We start from the raw sequence: 16,767 nt of genomic DNA, 5'->3' as shown, positions 1-16,767 counted from the left end.
AAATTACAAAAAAAAATGCAAAGCAAGAACTATATAATAAAAAAATGGTCCTTAACAGCCTCTGCAATAAGTAAATTGGCATTAAACACAAAAAATCCCGAAAGCAATATAGCTTTCGGGACTTATATAAATTTGCTTTACAGTGCAATAGTATATTACTATATATTATTCTGCAACAGGAGCTTCCTCTGTCTTAGGAGCCTCTTTAGCAGCTTTCTCATCAACAACAGTTACAGGAACCTTGACTTCAACCTCCTTGTGGAAGTGAATAGTTGCCTCAAACTCACCAACTTTCTTGATGTCGTGCATTGTGATAATCTTACGATCAACCTCAATACCCTTCTTTGCAAGTTCGTCAGCTACAGTTGCAGTAGTTACAGAACCATAAAGAGCACCAGTTGCACTAACCTTAGCTGCAATAACAAGAGCAACATCATTCAATGCTTCGCTCTTCTTTACTGCTTCAGCCTTGATAGCTGCAATCTTGTGTGCCTGCTGCTTCAAATCCTCTGCAAGCATTTTCTTTGCAGAAGTAGAAGCTATAATGGCTTTACCTGTTGGAATAAGGTAGTTACGACCGTAACCACTCTTTACATTTAAAATATCGTTCTTGTATCCAAGACCGATGATATCTTCTTTAAGTATAATCTCCATATTGTCTATTCCTCCTTAAATTATTTCATCAAATCGGTTACATATGGAAGCAAAGCTATCTGGCGAGCACGCTTAACAGCTTGAGCCACACGACGCTGGTACTTCAAAGATGTTCCAGTAAGACGACGAGGAAGGATTTTACCCTGCTCGTTCAAGAATTTTCTCAAGAACTCTGGATCCTTATAGTCGATATACTTGATACCACTCTTCTTAAAACGACAATACTTCTTCTTACGGGTATCGATAGAAGGAGCTGTCAAATAACGGATTTCTGAATTTTTCTGATCTGCCATAATTAAGCCTCCTCTTTTTTACCTAGTTTATTTCTACGCTTCTCAGCATACATTGCTGCATACTTGTCAAGACGTACTGTCATGTGACGGATAACTTTCTCATCACGGCGATAGCCTGTTTCGAGAGTCTCGATAACAGTAGGCTCAGCCTTAAACTCAACTAGACAGTAGAAGCCTGTTGATTTCTTTTGAATGGCATAAGCCATTTTTTTGAGTCCCCAAGCCTCTTCATTCAAGATTTCTGCACCGTTGTCGGTAAGAATCTGCTTGAATTTAGCGACCGCTTCCTTCATCTGTTCATCAGACAAAACGGGAGTCAAAATGAAAACGGTTTCGTATTGATTCATACTAATTAATAATTAAAAAAATAATTGTTATTTAAAACACATTTCTTCTAAGCCTCTAAAGACTTTTTCTCAAAATGCGCTGCAAAAGTACTGTTTTTTTATGATATAAACAAATAAATCAGCACTTTTGTGCCAATATTATCTCAAATATTAGCAAAAAGTTCTGACGCTTGTCGTTATTGGTATAATTTGTTACACCGCAAACCACAAGCGCCAGAGCATATGTTGATATTATTTATGATTTATTCCTCTTCAGGAGTAATCAACTTATATCCTTTTCCATGTATGTTGATAATTTCTATCTGTTCGTCGTCCTTTAGGTGCTTACGCAATTTTGTAATATACACATCCATTGAACGCGCATTGAAATAGTTGTCATCAATCCATATTGTCTTCAGAGCGAAATCTCTCTGTAGTATTTCGTTTGCGTGTGAGCAGAGAAGAGCCAAAAGCTCATTTTCCTTTGTTGTAAGTTTTGTCTGCTTATCACCGATAACCAATAATTGCTTTTGAGTATCAAATGTAAACTTGCCAATATGATAAAGAGTACTTTCCTTATTCTTCTTACCACGTACACGACGCAGAATTGCCTCTATACGGAATACTAATTCTTCCATTGAGAATGGCTTTGTGATATAATCATCAGCTCCAATCTTGAAGCCTTCAAGAATGTCATCCTTAAGAGTTTTGGCTGTAAGGAATATAATTGGAATTTCAGCGTTTGCCTGACGAATTTCTTGTGCAAGTGTAAATCCGTCCTTCTTAGGCATCATGACATCTAGAACACAGATATCAAACTTGTTTTTCAAGAATTCACGATAGCCAACTTCACCGTCAGGACAAAGTGTAGCAGTAAATCCTTTAGCCTGAAGGTACTCACGCAAAAGCATTCCTAAATTCTCATCATCTTCACACAAAAGAATTTTCAGTTTTTCTTCCATAATCTTATATTTTAATGTTAATACTTCATTTATATAAACTACAAATTAATTTTCATCCATAAATGGTAATTTGATCGTGAAAACTGTGCCTTCGCCAAATTCACTGTCTACATGAATTTCACCTTCATGCAAGTCCACCATTTTCTTCACGTATGAAAGACCAAGTCCAAATCCCTTCACGTCATGCACGTTGCCAGTATGAACTCTGAAGAACTTATCGAATACTTTCTTCAAGTTGTCTTTCTTTATTCCAATTCCATTGTCTTTTATTGAGAGGCAAACTCTCTTACCTTCGTTCCATGTTCTGATGTAAACGTTCAAAGGTTGATCTGGTTTACGGTATTTCACAGCGTTGTCCAATAGATTAAAGACAACATTCTGGAAGTGCATTTCGTCTACATATATAGTAGAATCTATTGCTTCAATCTCTGTATATACCTTACCTCCGGTGTGCTCTACACGTAAAGAGAAAGAGTTACCGATACTTTCCACCATTTCATTGATATCTATATCGCGCTTCTTCAACACAGCCTTCTTCCTGTCATACATGCTCATCTGCAATACCTTCTCAACAAGAAATCTCAATCGTTTACTCTCGTCGTTTATCACACCACTAAGATGCATCATCAGCGATTCGGTCTTTGTCACGCTCTTGTCGTTAAGCATCTGCGCTGCAAGAGATATGCTTGCTATAGGTGTCTTTAGTTCATGCGTCATGTTGTTTATAAAGTCATTCTTTATTTCGCTGTAACGCTTTGAACGGAATATCACTACTATTGTGAATATGAATGTCACTAGCAGTACCAATGTAAATATGATACTAGGAATCATAAATCTCACACTAGAGAATATATAACTGTTCATATCCGGGAAATGAATTTTCACAACTCCCATCTTTGTCTGTGGGTCGTTTCTGAACAGTACCTGTGAATATGTATATTCCTCGCCGTCTTCGTTATAGTCCGGACAACGATATACCTCACGTCCATCTTGTGTTGAGACTGTAAAGTGGTAAGGAATATTTATTCCGTTATTCATCAGTTCCGCTTTCAAGTCCTGATCAAGCAGCTTGAAATTGATACGCTCCTTCAGAGGTTTGTCTGAAGCTGAATATAATATTGAATATACAACTTCATCCAACAGAGCCTTTTGATATACATATCTATTCTTAACAATTTCCTGTAGAGATCTTGATGCCTCAGATATTGAGTTCTTATCAGTCTTCAATATCATTGCTTTTGGCATTGAAGATGGCTTTGTTGCTATTGTCTTCAATTCAAATGAAGAATATACTGTTCCGTCTTTTCCTACCGTCGAGTATTGATGACTTTGTTGGAAAGTTCCGTCATTAGGTTTGCCAGAACGTGTACCAACAGAATCCTGACTAAAAGAACGGCGTTCAGTCTCTTTTACATCCTTTTCTAGAAATCTAAGAGTCTCGTTAAGTTCAAGATTGCGTGAAGCTTGATAGAGCGAACGATTGACTGATTCGTCAAACTGTTCTTTCTTCATATCTGCCATTTCCTGAATATAACTCAATTGCAGGAAAAGCAGCCCCATAAATGAGAGCCCCATTATTATGGCTATCGTCCATATCGTCCTTTTCTTCATATCGCAAAGATATACTAAATCTTAAATCGTTAACATTAGAATGTTAAACTTTTGGGTCGTTTTTATCATAATTAACAATATAGCACATTTATAGTTTTATATATAAAACTACAAAAAGGTAGAGAATATACTCTACCTTCTTATTATAAGTAGTATTATTAAACTAATCTTCATTCTCATTGGCAAGCTCAGCCTCATGAGCTGAAATAAGTTCAGCCTGAATGTTACTAGGAACTAGTTCATAACTAGCAAACTTTGTTATAAACGAAGCTCGTCCACCAGTGATTGAACTTAATGAGATACTATAGTTGTTAAGTTCCTTCAATGGAACCTTAGCCAATAGTTTCTGATAACCAGCCTCAGAGTCCATTCCAACGATCATAGCACGTCTACCCTGAAGGTCGCTCATTACTTCGCCCAGAAAATCAGCAGGAACATAAACTTCCAAGTCATAGATTGGTTCAAGTATCTTTGGACCAGCATTCTTGAATGCATCAGAGAAGGCATGGCGTGCCGCAAGCATAAACGATAATTCATTACTGTCTACTGGATGCATCTTTCCATCATATACAATAACTCTCACGTCTCGGGCATAACTACCTGTAAGCGGACCATGCTCCATGCAATCCAGAACACCTTTTAATATGGCTGGCATAAAACGTGCGTCGATAGCACCGCCTACAACAGAGTTAATAAACACCAGCTTTCCACCCCACTCTAGATTTACAACTTCCTTGCCTTTAATGTTCATCTTGAACTCCTGACCATTAAAGTTGTAAGTAGTAGGATCTGGCATGCCGTCTGCATAAGGTTCTATAATCAAGTGAACCTCACCAAACTGTCCTGCGCCACCACTCTGTTTCTTATGTCGGTATTCAGCCTTAGCCTTTTTGGTGATAGTCTCTCTATATGGAATCTTTGGGTCATAAAATTTAACTTGCAGTTTCTCATTATTTTCAAGTCTCCATTTAAGAGTTCTCAAATGGAATTCACCTTGACCATGAACAATAACCTGCCTCAGTTCCTTACTCTGTTCCACAACCCACGTAGGATCTTCTTGACGCATCTTCAGCATTGCAGCCATAAGCTTCTCTATATCCTGAGAGTTTAGAGTCTTTATGGCACGACTATATTTAGAGTTAGGATAATTAATAAAATTAAATTTCCAGTCACATCCCTTACCGTTAAGGGTATTTCCAGTCTTTACATCCTTCAATTTCACAGTACAACCTATGTCTCCAGCATTGAGTTGTTCCACGGCAATTCTGTTAGCGCCAGCTCCGGCATATATCTGTCCTATGCGCTCCTTGCTGCCTCTATCTGAATTTGTAAGATCCTCTCCAGGTTTGATGCTTCCGCTCATCACCTTGAAATAGCTAACCTCACCTATATGAGGCTCCATTCCTGTTTTGAAGAAATACAAACTTGTAGGTCCGTTTGTATCAGGCGAAACCTCTTCACCTCTTGTGTTATGCAGTTTAGGCATTTCATTAACGAAAGGTACCACGTTGCCAAGAAATTCCATTAGCCTTTGTATGCCCATATCCTTACCAGCGCATACACAGAATACTGGGAATATGTTTCTTGTTACAAGTCCTTTACGAATACCTTCCCTCATCTCATCCTCTGAAAGAGTATCTGAGTCGAAGAATTTCTCCATTAAAGTCTCGTCATTCTCAGCAGCAGCCTCCACTAATTCCTTGTGGAGTTCCATAGCTTTATCCATTTCCTCTGCAGGAATATCCTCTATTATAGGTGCACCACCCTCTGGCTTCCAAGAATACTTCTTCATCAGAAGCACATCTATAAGAGCGTTAAAGTTTGGTCCGGTAGTAATAGGATATTGTATCTGTACGCACTTTGAACCATATATCTCCTTCATACTTGAAATAACAGTATCAAAGTCACATTTGTCACTATCAAGCTGATTGACCAAGAAAATAACAGGTTTCTGTAGTTTTTCAGTATATCTGAAATTATTTTGTGTTCCGACTTCCGGACCATATTGCCCGTTAATCAGTATAACCGCTTGGTCAGTAACGTTGAGCGACGTGATAGCGCCTCCCACAAAGTCATCACTTCCTGGGCAATCTATTATATTAAGTTTTTTATTGTTCCACTCAACATGAAAAACGGTTGGGAATACTGAGTAGCCATATTCCAACTCAACCGGGAAATAATCGCTTACGGTGTTTTTGTTTTCTACACTTCCACGACGCTTTATAACACCGGCTTCAAAAAGCATACTTTCGGCAAGAGTTGTCTTGCCGCAACCCGCACTGCCAAGCAATGCAATGTTTTTAATCTCGTTAGTTTGATAAACTCTCATATCAAAAAGATTTAAAGTGTTAGTAATATTTCATGGTTTATAAAGGTTTAATATGCCTTTATTGGGCTCTAAGATATGAAATAATCCAATAACATCCAAGTATATTTTAAGAAAATTATTAATTTTGCACAAAAATAAGATTATGGCAGGTTTATACATTCACATACCCTTTTGCGCAAGCCGTTGCATATACTGCGGTTTCTACAGCACCACTAAGACTAATCTTCAAGACAGATACGTCGAAGCACTATGCAAGGAGATGGATTTAAGGAAAAATGAACTTGTTTTAGCTAACGAGAAAATTAATACTATATATATAGGTGGTGGCACTCCAAGTCAACTTTCGCTTGTTAACATCACAAAGATATTCACACATATATATGATGTATGGGGACCCAAAGTAGATGCTGAAGAAGTAACTATTGAATGCAATCCCGATGATATAACCGACGAGTTTGCAAAAGCCATTGCCCAACTTCCTATAAATCGCGTAAGTATGGGAGCGCAGACTTTCAACGATGACAGACTAAAGTTTCTACATCGCCGTCATTGTTCTGACGAAGTGAGATCTGCTGTTAGCCGACTACAGAAATATGGCATCAAGAATATCAGCATCGACCTCATGTTTGGATTTCCTGATGAGAGTATTAACGACTGGGCAAGCGATATAGATGAAGCTATATCGTTAGGAGTACAACACATTTCTGCCTATAGCCTTATGTATGAAGAGGGCACTACCCTTTTCAAACTTCTCAATCAAAATAAGGTAAAGACCATCGACGAGGAAACAAGTCTTACGATGTATAATATGCTCATTGATAAATTATCTTCTGCTGGATATGAGCAATACGAGATAAGCAACTTTGCCCAACATGGATTTCAGAGCAAACACAACAATAGCTATTGGCACGACATACCATATATAGGTATAGGTGCCTCTGCACATAGCTACGACATAAAGAGCAGACGTTGGAATGTTAGCGATATCACTAAATATATCAGTAGCATAGAGAGTTACACGTTACCGTTCGAGGAAGAGACTATCGACAAAAACACTAAATACGATGATCTTATTACAACTGCTATGCGTACACGTGAAGGGATTGACACCGAAAAACTTAAGATTGATTTCGGCAATGATCTATACACATATTTTATGAATGAAGCCGACAAGCATATCAACAACGGCGCCTTGCAAAATGTGAATGGCAGGATTTCACTCACCCGTAATGGCTTGTTTGTTTCAGACGACATCATGAGCGACCTCATGCACATTTAGTCACTTCCTGCCATAAGCGCAATATAATCTATTTTATTTCAATTAATTTGTATTTTTCACTTCCAAGTCCAATCTTCTGAGCCCAGTCAATGGTATGGGTACCATGCTGCTTGTCTATGCGTTTCAGCATATCAGTAGGATCATTTTCCGCAGTCACTTTCTGTTGATTAATAATGTCAACACATGCCTGGTCAAGAGCCACAGGGTCTGTACTGGCGAGTATTCCATAATCTTTGAGTTTCACTGGTTGCGGATGAGCCACACAGTCACAGTCAATACTCATATTATTCATCACACTGATGTAGATTATTCCGTCTCGCTTTTGAAAGTAGTTCACCACTGCCTGAGCAGAAGCAGCCATACTTTCCAGAAAGCCATCTTGATCACCTACATTTTCTTTTGTCCAAAGATTATCAGGAGTTGTAATTTTACCTGCAGAATGAATATAAGCCTTACCGTTTCGTGACGCACAACCAATAGACAGGTTTTTCAGAGCACCTCCGTAACCACCCATAGGATGTCCCTTAAAGTGATTAAGGCAAACCATGAAATCATAGTTAGCCAAGTGTCCTCCCACGATGTCATATTTCAGATGTGTATGATCTTTCACTGGTATTCTTATTTCGTCATATTCATCCATCAGGTCAACAGCAAACAAAGAGTCGAAGCCATGTTGATGTATCACTTCCCAATGATCCTTTGTTTCCATACGGTCACCAGGATAAGCTGTTCTATTTTCTACAATAACACCATCAACATCATCAACGAGTTTTTTTATCAATGTTGGTTTCAGATAATTAGGGTTAGAGCCTTCGCCTGTACTTATTTTCACAGCCACCCTACCTTTAGCCTTTACTCCTAATGCATTATATGCTTTCACAAGTGCGTCAGGTGATATTTCTTTTATCAGATACACTTTAGATTGTGCATTAACCGCTATTACAGCAAGCAGCAATGTCAAAGTCATTATAATTTTCTTCATATTGCTTGATTATTTTTGGTACGATGCAAATATACAAATTTTTATTTATTTTTGTACAATCCCTCCTTCATTTATTTTAGGCATTACAACTATTAATTATCGATCATCCGCAATTTTAAAGCTATCTACCCTTTCTTTTTTTTAGCTACGGAGCTACGTCATTACTCTCTTCGCCTTTAAACCAAACTGATGAGAGAATGCGAAAGTGAATTTTAGCTACTTCATGAAAATGCGTTTCCACGTAATAGATATTTGAAGCAAAATAAGAGACGATTTTGCAACAAACGTGATACCAGAACATAAAAATGTAATATCAATTATATATAATGTCCGCACACACGCGCACTACAGGCTTTTCGTCTTTTTTAGTGTCTAAGTGCCGACACGCTGACTATCAGCTAATTAGAAGCTTTTTGTGATAATAATTAGTTACGTGCAAGTGGCGTTAAAACTTGCGTTTACACGATGTAATGCAAATTATGATTTGTTTTATAGCTGATTTATTATATGCGGCGTTTCTTTGACACTACAAAAATATGAAAAAGCACTATAACTTGCTGATAATCAGCACAACGTCATTTAGACACTTATATTTTCGAAAAACCTATGTAGAGAATTTAAGATTTAGGGAGATATAAATATGCTATAATGCATAATATTGACTTAATAAAAAGTACATTTTGTGTGTGCTAATTTCAAGTTGTTAAATTATAAATTTGTGTTTGTAATTAATGAAAATTGTTTCAACTGTAAAACAGGTTTGATTCTACGACATAAAGTTTCTATTCCTACGATCAAACGTTTCCTTTTCTACGACATAAAGTTTGCATTATATCGATCAAACGTTTGCATTATATCGTTATAAAGCAACATAAATTTCAAGCTAATTATCTATTTCTTCGTAATAACACCACAAATTAATGTAACTTAACGTAGCTACTACATGCTTCCCATTATTAGGGTGCATGGGTACTTTCAGACTTTAGAAAGGATTCGTACCGGGTGAACAACAAAAAAGGAATACTGCTATAATGCAATATTCCTTTTTTAAATTTATTTGAAGAAATCGTTATCTGTTAGAACTTCCCCCAACAATATCAAGCAACTCATTAGTAATTGCCTGCTGACGACTCTTATTATACTGCAAATTCAATCCACGCAACAAATCATTAGCATTATCTGTGGCAGTCTGCATTGCGACCATACGAGCTGCATGTTCACTTGCATTACTATCTAATAACGCTGTGTATAGCTGAAGATTAAGCTGCTTTGGTATCAAAATACCCAAAACAGTATTAAGATCAGGCTCTACAATGAAATTATCATTAAGAGGTTTTGCCTCTGCCTTCCCTCTTTCTTCCTCTAGCTTACGTTTCTTTAGATATTCCTGCGCCTTAGCAGTAGTTGTGTTACCACTCAAATCACGATCGTTTTCATTACCGATAGACTCTGTAGACAAGTCGATAGGCAAATAAGTCTTACGCGTAAGAATCTGCGAACCAGCACTTTTGAAATGGTGATAGATAATTTCAACCTTATCTATTTCATGAGCCATAAACTTATCACGCAGTTCCTTGGCTATAGCCGCACATCCTGCTGAATTTGGTTTATCTACAAGTTCAAGATAACTTCCAGCTTTAGTTAGCCCCTGCTTAACAACATATTCTTCAACCTTTCTACCGATCGGGTAAACAATGATGTCATCAATGCCACGAGCCTTATAATCATCAATAGCCGAACCGAGCATCTTGATTATGTTATTGTTGAATCCACCACACAAAGAACTATTGCTGGTATAAACAACAAACGCAACCTTTTTTACCTGACGCTCAGATTTAAGCTCATTCCACGCTTCAGGCACTGTCAACAAGAAAGACTTGAGGATATGCTCAAGTAAATTCTCATAAGGCAGCATACTCTGAATGGCAGTCTGGGCATGATGAAGTTTACTAGAAGCCACCATCTTCATAGCACTTGTAATTTTACGAGTGCTATTAACAGATTCGATACGTGTTTTTATCTCTTTTAATGACGGCATTGCTAACTATTAATCTTAATTGTTAAAACTATCAACCTTTATATTGTCCAACGACATTAGCCATTGTGTCCTCAATAACCTTTATGACCTCATCACTCAACTGTCCGTCAGCCAAGGTATCAAGTATATCGTTATGAGAAGAACGCATTGCATCCAAGAACTGATTCTGACATTCGCGAATCTGCTCAACAGGAACATCATGCATCAAACCATGTACTCCACAATAAAGGATAGCTACCTGCTCACCTACTGACATTGGGCTATATTGTGGTTGGATAAGAAGTTGATTGTTCTTACGTCCACGATCCAAAGTCATTGCTGTAACGGCATCCATATCACTTGAGAATTTAGAGAAAGCCTCTAGTTCCCTGTATTGAGCTTGGTCAATCTTAAGTGTACCAGCAACCTTCTTCATACTCTTAATCTGTGCAGAACCACCTACACGAGATACAGAAATACCAACATTAATAGCTGGACGGAAACCTTGGTTAAACAGATTTGTTTCCAAATATATCTGACCATCAGTAATGGAAATAACATTCGTTGGAATATAAGCAGAAACGTCACCTGCCTGTGTCTCAATGATAGGCAAAGCTGTCAAAGAACCACCACCACGAACATGTCCCTTCATACATTCAGGAAGATCGTTCATCTGTTCTGCAATTTCTTGCTGATTATTGATACGTGCAGCACGTTCCAAAAGGCGAGAGTGCAAATAGAACACATCACCAGGATAAGCTTCACGTCCAGAAGGACGTCTCAATATCAAAGATACCTCACGATATGCAACAGCCTGTTTACTAAGGTCATCATATACCACAAGAGCACTATATCCACGATCACGGAAATATTCACCAATAGCAGCACCAGCAAAAGGTGCATAATATTGCATAGCAGCAGGATCTGCAGCTGTGGCAGCAACAATAATAGTATATGGCATTGCACCATGCTCCTTAAGAGTAGCTACCAATGTTGCTACGGTAGAAGCCTTCTGACCTATCGCTACATATATACAATATACTGGTTTACCTGCATCATAAAGACTTTTCTGATTGATAATCGTATCTACAGCAATTGCAGTTTTACCTGTCTGACGGTCACCAATGATAAGTTCACGTTGGCCACGGCCAATAGGAATCATTGAGTCGACAGCCTTCAAACCAGTCTGTAACGGCTCCTTAACAGGTTGACGATAGATAACTCCTGGAGCTTTTCTGTCAAGAGGCATTTCAAAGGCATCAGTCAAATCAAGATCTCCTTTGCCATCTATAGCTTCACCAATAGGATTGATCACACGCCCAAGCATGTTGTCATTAACGAGAATTGAAGAAATACGCTTTGTGCGCTTAACAGTCATTCCCTCCTTAATGCCAGCGGTAGATCCAAGAAGCACGCATCCTACGTTGTCTTCCTCCAGATTCATCACAATTGCCTTTGTTCCGTTCTCAAACTCCAACAATTCATTGGCCTCAGCATTGCGAAGTCCATAGATACGGGCAACACCATCACTCACCTGGAGCACAGTACCCACCTCATCAAACTTCTCACTGCCATTGATACCTTTGAGTTGTTCAAGAAGAACTTGAGACACTTCGCTTGGTTTTATTTTATCTGACATAATTTGTATTTTAAAAATTATTTCTTAAGCTGTGTCAGGATGCCGTTAAGCTTTGATTTCACGCTAGCGTCCATTCTGTAAGTATCATACTCTAGGATAAAGCCCCCGATAATATCAGGTTCTACCTCGGTCTCAAACTCCACAGTTCCATTAGTATTACTCTCCACCATCTGTCGCATTTTCTGCTCTGTGTTATCAGATACGGCAGCAGCGGTAATGAGTTTGCCACGGATGACATTCTTCTGTTTTCTATAAAGTGTGATATACGAATTAGCCATGAACTGCATTATTCCCTCACGACCTTCTTTCAAGACAAGAGAAATGAAAGTCTTCGTAAGTTCGCATACATTGCTTCCTGCCGCAGTAACGAGAAGATTTTCCTTACTGTCTTTTGAAAGCATTGGATTGTCTATCGTAAATCTGAGTTCAGGTACATCGATGTAACTCTTTGCAAGAATTTGCATATCTTTATACACCGAATCCTCGATTTTAGCATCTGTACTGCTTTTTAGCAGTGCACGCGCATATCTTACCGATATTACTCCTATATCCATAACCAATTATTTATTTTCTGCCGAAGAAACGTCATCCAGCATACGGTCAATCAAATCCATCTGAGCTTTGTCTTTACCAAGTTTTTCACGAAGAATTTTCTCAGCTATTTCAACACTCAATGTTGCTACTTGCTTTCGGATATCACTTATAGCGGCCTGCTTTTCGTTGTCAATTTCTATTTTGGCATCGTTAATCAAGCGGGCACCTTCCTCACGTGCTTTATCCTGAGCCTTTTCAACAATTGCATCACGTGTGTTAGCAGCCTCTTTCAATATTACGGCTTGCTTCTCACGCGCTTCCTGCAAGATGGATTCACCCTCTTTCTGTATATTAGCTAGTTTTTCGTTTGCTTCATGAGCCTGACGTAGACTATCATCAATGAAAGCTTTTCTCTCTGTTACCATTTTTACGATAACAGGAAAACCAAACTTCCATAAGATAAATAGTACGACAAGGAACGTCAGAGACATCCAAAATAGCAAGCCAGTACTAGGAATCAATAAATCCATACACTGTTTTAATTATATGTAGAGGAATGTTTTTATACATTTGGAACTAATCCAATAGCAACATTCCTCCAAAAAAGTTTTATATTAAATACACAAGAATGCGATTACGGCAGCGAAAAGGGCAACACCCTCAATAAGTGCGGCTGCAACGATCATATTCGTGAATAACTTATTCATAACTTCTGGCTGACGTGCCATAGCATCCATGGCTTGACCACCAATTCTACCAATACCAAGACCTGCGCCAATAGCTGCGAGACCTGCACCTACTGCGGCGCCTAATTTTGCAACACCTTCTGCTGCTAATAATAATGAAATCATAATCTTGAATGTTTAAATTGTTATTTTATTTTTTATATTAATTATTCGTGTTCTGGTTCAACTCTTGCCAATCCAATGAATACTGCACTAAGCATAGTGAATACCATTGCCTGAATAAAGCATACCAAACATTCCAAACACATCATAAATATACTCATCACAATACTCAAGGCAGACATACTAAGAAATACTGCTGCAGTCTTACTTGCGACAAGGAATATTATACATGTTATAGCTAGTCCGATAGCATGTCCAGCCATCATGTTGGCGAAAAGTCGAATCATAAGAGCAAACGGTTTAGTGAAGATACCTACAAATTCAATAACAGGAATAACTGGTACCGGTGCTTTCAACCATGTAGGAACATTAGGCCAGAATATATCTTTCCAATAATGCTTGTTTCCACTAAACTGTACTATTATAAATGTACACAATGCCAATAGGAATGTAACGGCAATATTTCCCGTCACGTTTCCACCACCAGGAGGAAATGGCATCAAGCCCATTAAATTACATGTAAATATAAAGAAGAAACATGTAAGCAGATATGGAGTGTATTTCTCATAACCTTTTCCTACACCAGGTTTGATGATTTCGTCAATAACATACATCACCAACATTTCAATAAATCCTACAAATCCCTTAGGGGCAGGATCACCGGCTTTACGTTTCTTGTACCATCTGGCAGGTATCAGAATGCAACAAAGCAACAGGATGACATCTATAAACATCACCGCTACGGTCTTAGTAATAGAGATATCAAAAGGGCGCAATTCTGCTCCAGACTTATCAATCTCAACTATTTTACCAGCATTGTCGCCCTTACTTGCTATTGCTAAATTAAACGGTCCATGACGGTATCCCTTGATATCAGCAACTTCTGAAAATTGCGAACTGCAAAATACATGGAAACCAGTTGAACTGTTTACTATTATCGGCAAATGTATTACCAAAGGCTTATCTCCAATATTTGTAATGTGCCAGTCATAAGAATCCTTGATATGCTCAAGCACCACATCCTTAATATTTGGATCCCCACCTTTGCCATTTGCGAAAGTCGGCAACACGGCAAGCATTACCATTAAAATACCTAACAGTCGTTTGATGTGATTCATTTCTACTTAATGTTTTAAAATCAGCGTTACTACCATTGTTACGACATACATTCCTAGAAACATTGCCGCAAAATGGATAGAATCGTTCCTATCCTTAGACAACAACACATAAACAGCGACTATCGTAGCCACGAGCAATATGCGTATTGTTGCCATAATAAGATAGAAATTTACTAAATTACCCGGAGCATGACTTTTTACGAAATCATATCCTTTAACGTAAGCTGTACCTAAAAGGACATAAAAGAATACAGATAGAAAAATTATCAATATACTCATTGTGCTTTTTCTACACAGATATTGACATCATTCTTCTGGACCTCTACGAAACCTCCGGTTATAGCCACCTCTTTTCGGCCTTCCTTGGTAACAAATTCAACAATACCTTCTTGAAGTGCCGATATTATCGGAGCATGGTTGCTGAGGATTTCAAACATCCCCATTAATCCAGGAACCTTCACAATGTCGGCTTCACCGTTGAACTCCACCTTTTCTGGCGATACGATTTTTAGTTTCAAACTCATATCCGTCATCAGTTTAATTACCCTTTGCTGACTCTAGCAGCATCTTACCCTTCTCTTTGGCATCTTCGATTGTACCAACGTTAAGGAATGCCTGTTCGGGAAGGTCATCAACCTCACCATCCAATATAGCATTAAAACCTTTAATTGTGTCTTCGATTGGCACCATTACACCCTTTAGTCCGGTAAACTGTTCTGCAACAGTAAATGGTTGACTAAGGAAACGCTGTACACGACGTGCACGGTTCACGGTAAGTTTATCTTCGTCAGAAAGTTCATCCATACCAAGAATAGCAATAATATCCTGCAATTCATTGTAATGCTGAAGAATTTCTTTCACTCTCTGTGCACACTCATAATGCTCTTTACCAACAATCAGTGGATCAAGAATACGAGAGGTACTACCAAGCGGATCTACAGCAGGATAAATACCAAGTTCAGTAATCTTACGTGAAAGTTCGGTTGTAGCATCCAAATGGGTAAATGTTGTTGCAGGAGCAGGGTCAGTCAAGTCATCAGCAGGCACATAAACAGCCTGAACAGATGTAATTGAACCATTCTTTGTTGATGTAATTCTCTCTTGCATAGTACCCATCTCACTTGCCAATGTTGGTTGATAACCTACAGCAGAAGGCATACGTCCAAGAAGTGCAGACACCTCAGAACCAGCCTGAGTGAAACGGAAGATATTGTCAATGAAGAACATTATATCAGAAGCCTCACCATTAGGACCTCCGTGATCACGGAATTCCTCAGCAACAGTTAGACCAGAAAGAGCAACTGAAGCACGTGCACCAGGTGGCTCATTCATCTGTCCATAAACAAGTGTAGCCTGACTCTTTGCAAGTTCGTCCTTATCTACAAGAGAAAGATCCCATTTGCCTTCATCCATTGCCTTACGGAATTTCTCACCGTACTTAATAACTCCACTTTCAAGCATATCACGCAATAGGTCATTACCCTCACGTGTGCGCTCTCCTACACCAGCGAATACAGAATATCCATTATGGCCTTTGGCGATATTATTGATGAGCTCCATGATAAGAACTGTCTTACCTACACCAGCACCTCCAAACAAACCAATCTTTCCACCTTTCATATATGGCTCCAAAAGGTCAATGACCTTAATACCTGTCGCCAACATTTCTTTATGGGTAGACAATTGATCAAATTTAGGAGCATCTCTGTGAATAGGATAAGAACCTTGCATGTCAAGGTTTTCCATTCCATCAATAGGCTTACCTATTACATTCATCATACGGCCCTTTATCTGTTGACCAGCAGGCATTGTTATTGGACTTCCAACAGGAATTACATCTAGTCCTCTTTGAAGACCGTCCGTATTGTCCATAGCAACGCATCGCACTGTGTCCTCACCGATATGCTGTTGAACCTCAATCACAAGGTCACTGCCATCAGTGCGCTTAACTTTAAGAGCTTCAAAAATCTTTGGCAACACCTTTTCAGCATCCTGTCCTTTTGTATCGAAATAAACGTCGATAACAGGACCGATAATCTGAGAAATGCGTCCGATAATTTGTGACATAAGCTACTATTTTTTATTAATGTTCTATTTATTTTCGATATAGCAAAAGTACGAATATTTGTGGAAACTACAAAACAAATCCGAGTTTTGTACCATTATTAACCACAT

At 38.5% G+C, this 16,767-nt stretch carries 17 protein-coding genes; 1 reads left to right on the top strand and 16 read right to left on the bottom strand.

The annotated features are described in order from the left end of the window. Nucleotides 1-165 precede the first annotated feature (165 nt). The 6 genes from rplI to HEQ28_RS02790 form a co-directional block, all read right to left on the bottom strand. Nucleotides 166-654, bottom strand: a complete 489-nt coding sequence (gene rplI, locus HEQ28_RS02815) for a 50S ribosomal protein L9 (protein ID WP_434503667.1) — start codon at nucleotides 652-654, stop codon at nucleotides 166-168. A 20-nt stretch (nucleotides 655-674) separates the two neighbouring features. Next, nucleotides 675-947, bottom strand: a complete 273-nt coding sequence (rpsR, locus tag HEQ28_RS02810; protein WP_434503666.1) for a 30S ribosomal protein S18 — start codon at nucleotides 945-947, stop codon at nucleotides 675-677. A gap of 2 nt (nucleotides 948-949) precedes the next feature. Further along, nucleotides 950-1,294 (bottom strand): 30S ribosomal protein S6, encoded by a 345-nt coding sequence (gene rpsF / locus HEQ28_RS02805; RefSeq protein ID WP_434503665.1) that lies wholly within the window; start codon nucleotides 1,292-1,294, stop codon nucleotides 950-952. Nucleotides 1,295-1,536: 242 nt separating this feature from the next. Further along, nucleotides 1,537-2,235, bottom strand: a complete 699-nt coding sequence (locus tag HEQ28_RS02800) for a response regulator transcription factor RprY (protein WP_434503664.1) — start codon at nucleotides 2,233-2,235, stop codon at nucleotides 1,537-1,539. 45 nt (nucleotides 2,236-2,280) lie between these two features. Then, entirely contained in the window at nucleotides 2,281-3,846 is a 1,566-nt protein-coding gene (locus HEQ28_RS02795) for a sensor histidine kinase (protein ID WP_434503663.1), read from the bottom strand. 163 nt (nucleotides 3,847-4,009) lie between these two features. Beyond that, a complete protein-coding gene (locus tag HEQ28_RS02790) occupies nucleotides 4,010-6,175 on the bottom strand; it encodes an elongation factor G (RefSeq protein ID WP_434503662.1) in 2,166 nt (721 codons plus the stop codon). Nucleotides 6,176-6,317: 142 nt separating this feature from the next. On the opposite strand from HEQ28_RS02790, the gene hemW reads away from it, so the two are divergent. Next, nucleotides 6,318-7,454, top strand: a complete 1,137-nt coding sequence (gene hemW / locus HEQ28_RS02785; RefSeq protein WP_434503661.1) for a radical SAM family heme chaperone HemW — start codon at nucleotides 6,318-6,320, stop codon at nucleotides 7,452-7,454. Between the two features lie 28 nt (nucleotides 7,455-7,482). Here hemW and HEQ28_RS02780 read toward each other — a convergent pair whose 3' ends face one another. The 10 genes from HEQ28_RS02780 to atpD form a co-directional block, all read right to left on the bottom strand. Next, nucleotides 7,483-8,436: a DUF362 domain-containing protein gene (locus HEQ28_RS02780; protein ID WP_434503660.1), complete on the bottom strand. Its 954-nt coding sequence runs from the start codon at nucleotides 8,434-8,436 to the stop codon at nucleotides 7,483-7,485. Between the two features lie 1,069 nt (nucleotides 8,437-9,505). After that, entirely contained in the window at nucleotides 9,506-10,474 is a 969-nt protein-coding gene (locus HEQ28_RS02775; RefSeq protein ID WP_434503659.1) for a F0F1 ATP synthase subunit gamma, read from the bottom strand. Between the two features lie 31 nt (nucleotides 10,475-10,505). Then, a complete protein-coding gene (atpA, locus tag HEQ28_RS02770) occupies nucleotides 10,506-12,092 on the bottom strand; it encodes a F0F1 ATP synthase subunit alpha (RefSeq protein ID WP_434503658.1) in 1,587 nt (528 codons plus the stop codon). Between the two features lie 17 nt (nucleotides 12,093-12,109). Then, the gene (locus HEQ28_RS02765) at nucleotides 12,110-12,646 is read right to left on the bottom strand and encodes a F0F1 ATP synthase subunit delta (RefSeq protein WP_434503657.1); all 537 of its coding nucleotides are present in this window, start codon (nucleotides 12,644-12,646) and stop codon (nucleotides 12,110-12,112) included. A 6-nt stretch (nucleotides 12,647-12,652) separates the two neighbouring features. Further along, a complete protein-coding gene (gene atpF / locus HEQ28_RS02760; RefSeq protein WP_207153867.1) occupies nucleotides 12,653-13,156 on the bottom strand; it encodes a F0F1 ATP synthase subunit B in 504 nt (167 codons plus the stop codon). A gap of 84 nt (nucleotides 13,157-13,240) precedes the next feature. Further along, the gene (gene atpE / locus HEQ28_RS02755; protein ID WP_207153866.1) at nucleotides 13,241-13,477 is read right to left on the bottom strand and encodes an ATP synthase F0 subunit C; all 237 of its coding nucleotides are present in this window, start codon (nucleotides 13,475-13,477) and stop codon (nucleotides 13,241-13,243) included. 41 nt (nucleotides 13,478-13,518) lie between these two features. Then, the gene (gene atpB / locus HEQ28_RS02750; protein ID WP_434503656.1) at nucleotides 13,519-14,592 is read right to left on the bottom strand and encodes a F0F1 ATP synthase subunit A; all 1,074 of its coding nucleotides are present in this window, start codon (nucleotides 14,590-14,592) and stop codon (nucleotides 13,519-13,521) included. 6 nt (nucleotides 14,593-14,598) lie between these two features. Then, on the bottom strand, nucleotides 14,599-14,871 hold the full coding sequence (locus HEQ28_RS02745) for a hypothetical protein (RefSeq protein ID WP_207153864.1): 273 nt from the start codon (nucleotides 14,869-14,871) through the stop codon (nucleotides 14,599-14,601). Continuing rightward, nucleotides 14,868-15,125, bottom strand: a complete 258-nt coding sequence (gene atpC, locus HEQ28_RS02740; protein WP_434503655.1) for an ATP synthase F1 subunit epsilon — start codon at nucleotides 15,123-15,125, stop codon at nucleotides 14,868-14,870. Before atpC ends, HEQ28_RS02745 begins: the two co-directional genes overlap by 4 nt. Nucleotides 15,126-15,129: 4 nt before the next feature. Further along, a complete protein-coding gene (gene atpD / locus HEQ28_RS02735) occupies nucleotides 15,130-16,659 on the bottom strand; it encodes a F0F1 ATP synthase subunit beta (RefSeq protein ID WP_434503654.1) in 1,530 nt (509 codons plus the stop codon). Nucleotides 16,660-16,767: the final 108 nt, after the last annotated feature.

Origin of the sequence: Prevotella sp. (assembly GCF_051059605.1) — a bacterium.
Lineage (GTDB): Bacteria > Bacteroidota > Bacteroidia > Bacteroidales > Bacteroidaceae > Prevotella.
Note: the sequence above shows the minus strand (reverse complement) of the source record. Positions and strands in the feature narration are given on the sequence as shown.

Coding starts and splice junctions, on each gene's coding strand:
- HEQ28_RS02795 (WP_434503663.1), bottom strand. CDS start 3,846: ATGAAGAAAAGGACGATATGGACGATAGCCATAATAATGGGGCTCTCA.
- HEQ28_RS02775 (WP_434503659.1), bottom strand. CDS start 10,474: ATGCCGTCATTAAAAGAGATAAAAACACGTATCGAATCTGTTAATAGC.
- HEQ28_RS02745 (WP_207153864.1), bottom strand. CDS start 14,871: ATGAGTATATTGATAATTTTTCTATCTGTATTCTTTTATGTCCTTTTA.
- atpA (WP_434503658.1), bottom strand. CDS start 12,092: ATGTCAGATAAAATAAAACCAAGCGAAGTGTCTCAAGTTCTTCTTGAA.
- HEQ28_RS02780 (WP_434503660.1), bottom strand. CDS start 8,436: ATGAAGAAAATTATAATGACTTTGACATTGCTGCTTGCTGTAATAGCG.
- atpB (WP_434503656.1), bottom strand. CDS start 14,592: ATGAATCACATCAAACGACTGTTAGGTATTTTAATGGTAATGCTTGCC.
- rpsF (WP_434503665.1), bottom strand. CDS start 1,294: ATGAATCAATACGAAACCGTTTTCATTTTGACTCCCGTTTTGTCTGAT.
- hemW (WP_434503661.1), top strand. CDS start 6,318: ATGGCAGGTTTATACATTCACATACCCTTTTGCGCAAGCCGTTGCATA.
- rpsR (WP_434503666.1), bottom strand. CDS start 947: ATGGCAGATCAGAAAAATTCAGAAATCCGTTATTTGACAGCTCCTTCT.
- atpF (WP_207153867.1), bottom strand. CDS start 13,156: ATGGATTTATTGATTCCTAGTACTGGCTTGCTATTTTGGATGTCTCTG.
- HEQ28_RS02800 (WP_434503664.1), bottom strand. CDS start 2,235: ATGGAAGAAAAACTGAAAATTCTTTTGTGTGAAGATGATGAGAATTTA.
- atpC (WP_434503655.1), bottom strand. CDS start 15,125: ATGACGGATATGAGTTTGAAACTAAAAATCGTATCGCCAGAAAAGGTG.
- atpE (WP_207153866.1), bottom strand. CDS start 13,477: ATGATTTCATTATTATTAGCAGCAGAAGGTGTTGCAAAATTAGGCGCC.
- HEQ28_RS02765 (WP_434503657.1), bottom strand. CDS start 12,646: ATGGATATAGGAGTAATATCGGTAAGATATGCGCGTGCACTGCTAAAA.
- rplI (WP_434503667.1), bottom strand. CDS start 654: ATGGAGATTATACTTAAAGAAGATATCATCGGTCTTGGATACAAGAAC.
- atpD (WP_434503654.1), bottom strand. CDS start 16,659: ATGTCACAAATTATCGGACGCATTTCTCAGATTATCGGTCCTGTTATC.
- HEQ28_RS02790 (WP_434503662.1), bottom strand. CDS start 6,175: ATGAGAGTTTATCAAACTAACGAGATTAAAAACATTGCATTGCTTGGC.